Raw genomic sequence first — 3,990 nt, 5'->3', positions numbered from 1 at the left:
CAGCTGGAGCAGTGGCAGGCGGCGATCGACCGGGCGCGCGCCCTGCCGGACGGCGAACTGCCGCAGCCCGGCCAGGCGCTGACCGGTCCGCCGCCGCCGCGCGCCTGGGCCGACAAGGACCCGGTGGCCGCGGCCCGGCTGTCGGCGGCGCGCGCGGGCGTCTCGGACCTCGCCGAGCGGCTGAACCTGCCGCAGGAGAACCTGATCACCCCGGACACCGTGCGGCGGCTGTGCTGGGAGCCGCCGGCCGATCCGACGCCGGACGCGGTCGCCGCGGTCCTCGCGGGGCACGGCGCGCGTCCCTGGCAGATCGAGCAGGTCACCCCGGTGCTCACCGAGGCGCTGCGGGCCGGGGTGGAGTGACCCTGCCCGCTGTACGTACCCCCGTCCGCCGGTCCGACCGGCGGGCGGGGGTCTTTTTTCGGCCTTTTGGCTCGACTCGGCACGGCCGGTGATGTGACCTTCGCCGCTTGGGCCGAGGGGGCTGGGCAGCTTGGTTACCCGCAAGTAGCATGGCGGTGGGAGCCAGCGCCGTGCCCCGGCCCGGCACGGCCGTGCCCTCGTAGCGCCCGTACGCAACTGGAGGAGAGCCAACGTGCCTCGTACCGCTAGGGACGTCGTCTTCGTCGACGGTGTCCGCACCCCGTTCGGCAAGGCGGGCCCGAAGGGCATCTACCACGAGACCCGCGCCGACGACATGGTCGTCAACTGCATCCGGGAGCTGCTGCGCCGCAACCCGGACCTGGACCCGGCCCGTATCGACGAGGTCGCCCTCGCCGCCACGACGCAGATCGGCGACCAGGGCCTGACCCTGGGCCGTACCGCCGGCATCCTGGCCGGCCTCCCCCAGTCCGTGCCGGGCTTCTCCATCGACCGGATGTGCGCGGGCGCGATGACCGCCGTCACCAGCATCGCGGGCGGCGTCTCCTTCGGGGCGTACGACATCGCCGTCGCGGGCGGCGTCGAGCACATGGGCCGCCACCCGATGGGCGAGGGCGTGGACCCCAACCCGCGCTTCGTCTCGGAGAAGCTGGTCGACGAGTCGGCCCTGTTCATGGGCATGACGGCGGAGAACCTGCACGACCGGCTGCCGCACATCACCAAGCGGCGCGCCGACGAGTACGCGGTCCGCAGCCAGGAGAAGGCCGCCAAGGCGTACGCGAACGGGAAGATCCAGGCCGACCTGGTGCCGGTCTCCGTGCGCCGGACCAACGCCGAGGCCGGGGAGACCGGCTGGGGGCTGGCCACCGCCGACGAGCCGATGCGGCCGGGGACGACGCTGGAGAACCTGGCGTCCCTCAAGACCCCCTTCCGCCCGCACGGCCGAGTCACCGCGGGCAACGCCGCCGGGCTCAACGACGGCGCCACCGCCTCGCTGATCGCCGCCGAGGACGTGGCGCGCGAACTGGGCCTGCCCGTCAAGATGCGGCTGGTCGCGTACTCCTTCGCGGGCGTCGAGCCCGAGGTGATGGGCATCGGGCCCGTTCCGGCGACGGAGAAGGCGCTGGCCCAGGCGGGGCTGTCGATCGACGACATCGGGCTGTTCGAGATCAACGAGGCGTTCGCGGTGCAGGTGCTCTCGCTCCTGGACCACTACGGCATCGCCGACGACGACCCGCGCGTCAACCAGTACGGCGGGGCCATCGCCTTCGGCCACCCGCTGGCCTCCTCCGGGGTGCGGCTGATGACGCAGCTGGCGCGGCAGTTCGAGGAGCAGCCGGATGTCCGCTACGGCATCACCACCATGTGCGTCGGCTTCGGCATGGGCGGCACCGTTATCTGGGAGAACCCGCACTTCGAAGGGGCAGGCAAGTGACGACCACCGCTGAGCTGTTGAAGGGCGCGGCCGAGCTGTTCGCGGACGAGGTCGTGACGCGGGCGCACGTCCGCCACCTCGATCTGCCAGGCGGCGCGGGCAGGTTCGCGCTCATCACGCTGGACAACGGCCTGGACCACACCAAGCCGACCACCTTCGGCCCGCAGTCGCTGGCGCAGCTGGACGCGGCCATCGACCAAGTGGAGAAGGAGGCGGCGGACGGCACGATCGTCGGCGTCGGCGTCACCGGCAAGCCGTTCATCTTCGCGGTCGGCGCCGACCTCAAGGGCGTCGAGCTGCTGAAGCGCCACGAGGACGCGTACGCCATCGGCAAGGGCGGCCACGACGTCTTCAAGCGGCTCTCCTCGCTGGCGGTCCCCACCTTCGCGTACTACAACGGCGCGGCGATGGGCGGCGGCGTCGAGGTCGGGCTGCACTGCACGTACCGCACGGTCTCCAAGGCCGTGCCCGCCTTCTCGCTGCCCGAGGTCTTCCTCGGCCTCGTACCGGGCTGGGGCGGCTGCGTGCTGCTGCCGAACCTGATCGGCGCGGACCGCGCGGTCTCCGTCGTCATCGAGAATTCCCTCAACCAGAACCGGCAGCTGGGGGGCGCGCAGGTCTTCGAGCTGGGCATCGCGGACGCGCTGTTCGAGGGCGCGGACTTCCTGGAGCAGTCGCTGATCTGGACCGCGTCGGTCCTCGGCGGCACCGCCGAGGTCGTACGGGCCGACGTGGACCGCGGCGAGGCGTGGGACCAGGCCGTGGCGCGCGGCCGGGCCGTCGCGGACTCCAAGGTGCACGGCGCGGCCCCGGCCGCGTACCGGGCGCTGGACATCATCGCGGCGGCCAAGAACGGCGACCTGCGGGCCGGCTTCGAGGCCGAGAACCAGGCGCTCGCCGACCTGATCATGGGCGGCGAGCTGCGCAGCGGCATCTACGCCTTCAACCTGGTGCAGAAGCGCGCCAAGCGCCCGGCCGGGGCCCCGGACAAGTCCCTCGCCCGGCCGGTCACCAAGGTCGGTGTCGTCGGCGCGGGGCTGATGGCCTCGCAGCTGGCGCTGCTCTTCGCGCGCCGCCTTCAGGTGCCGGTCGTGCTGACCGACATCGACCAGGAGCGGGTGGACAAGGGCGTCGGCTACGTCCACGGCGAGATCGACAAGCTGCTCCTGAAGGGCCGCGTCAACCAGGACAAGGCCAACCGGCTCAAGGGCCTGGTGTCCGGCTCGCTGGACAAGGCCGCGGCCTTCGGCGACGCGGACTTCGTCATCGAGGCCGTCTTCGAGGAGATGGGCGTCAAGCAGCAGGTGTTCGCGGAGGTCGAGGCGGCCGTCCCGGCGCACGCGATCCTCGCCACCAACACCTCCTCGCTGTCCGTCTCCGAGATGGCGTCGAAGCTGGAGCACCCCGAGCGGGTCGTGGGCTTCCACTTCTTCAACCCGGTCGCGGTGCTGCCGCTGCTGGAGATCGTCCGGGCGGAGCGGACCGACGACGCGTCGCTGGCCACCGCCTTCGCGGTCGCCAAGTCGCTGAAGAAGACGGCCGTGCTGGTCAAGGACGCCCCGGCGTTCGTCGTCAACCGCGTGCTGACCCGCTTCATGGGCGAGGTCCAGAACGTCATCGACGAGGGCACGCCCATCGAGGTCGCCGAGAAGGCCGTCCAGCCGCTCGGGCTGCCGATGTCGCCGCTGGAGCTGCTGGAGCTGGTGGGCCCGGCGATCGGGCTGCACGTCTCGGAGACGCTGAACGGCGCGTTCCCGGACCGTTTCACGGTCTCGCCGAACCTGGCGGCGGTCGTCAAGGCGGGGAAGCGGGGCTTCTACGTGCACGACTCCGGTAAGCCCGAGCTGGACCCGGAGGTCCTGGCACTCCTCAAGCAGGGCGGCACCGTCCTGACCGAGCAGGAGGCCCGCGACCGCGTCCTGGACGCCGTGGCACAGGAGATCGGCCTGATGCTGGACGAGGGCGTCGTGGCCGAGGCGCAGGACATCGACCTGTGCCTGATCACCGGCGCGGGCTGGCCCTTCCACCTGGGCGGGATCACCCCGTACCTGGACCGCGAGGGCGTCTCCGAGCGCGTCAACGGGAAGCGCTTCCTGGAGCCGGGCGTCGCGAGCGTGCCCGCGTAGCGGACAGCCGGATCGTACGAGCGTGTGGCGGGGCCCTTGCGGAAAGGG

The 3,990-nt window shown here is 72.0% G+C and carries 2 protein-coding genes and 1 pseudogene; all 3 read left to right on the top strand.

Annotated elements, in window-relative coordinates:
• Positions 1 to 363 (top strand): annotated as a pseudogene (locus ACFU99_RS36015) (ribonuclease D); the annotation flags it as partial.
• A 232-nt stretch (positions 364 to 595) separates the two neighbouring features.
• On the top strand, positions 596 to 1,816 hold the full coding sequence (locus ACFU99_RS36010) for a thiolase family protein (protein ID WP_384400544.1): 1,221 nt from the start codon (positions 596 to 598) through the stop codon (positions 1,814 to 1,816).
• A complete protein-coding gene (locus ACFU99_RS36005) occupies positions 1,813 to 3,942 on the top strand; it encodes a 3-hydroxyacyl-CoA dehydrogenase NAD-binding domain-containing protein (protein ID WP_384400541.1) in 2,130 nt (709 codons plus the stop codon). The genes ACFU99_RS36010 and ACFU99_RS36005 overlap by 4 nt, the downstream gene beginning before the upstream one ends.
• The last annotated feature ends 48 nt before the right edge of the window (positions 3,943 to 3,990 follow it).

The sequence above is a fragment of the Streptomyces sp. NPDC057654 genome (genome assembly GCF_042800135.1).
Taxonomy (GTDB): Bacteria; Actinomycetota; Actinomycetes; order Streptomycetales; family Streptomycetaceae; genus Streptomyces.
This window is presented reverse-complemented; position numbering and strand designations above follow the sequence as displayed.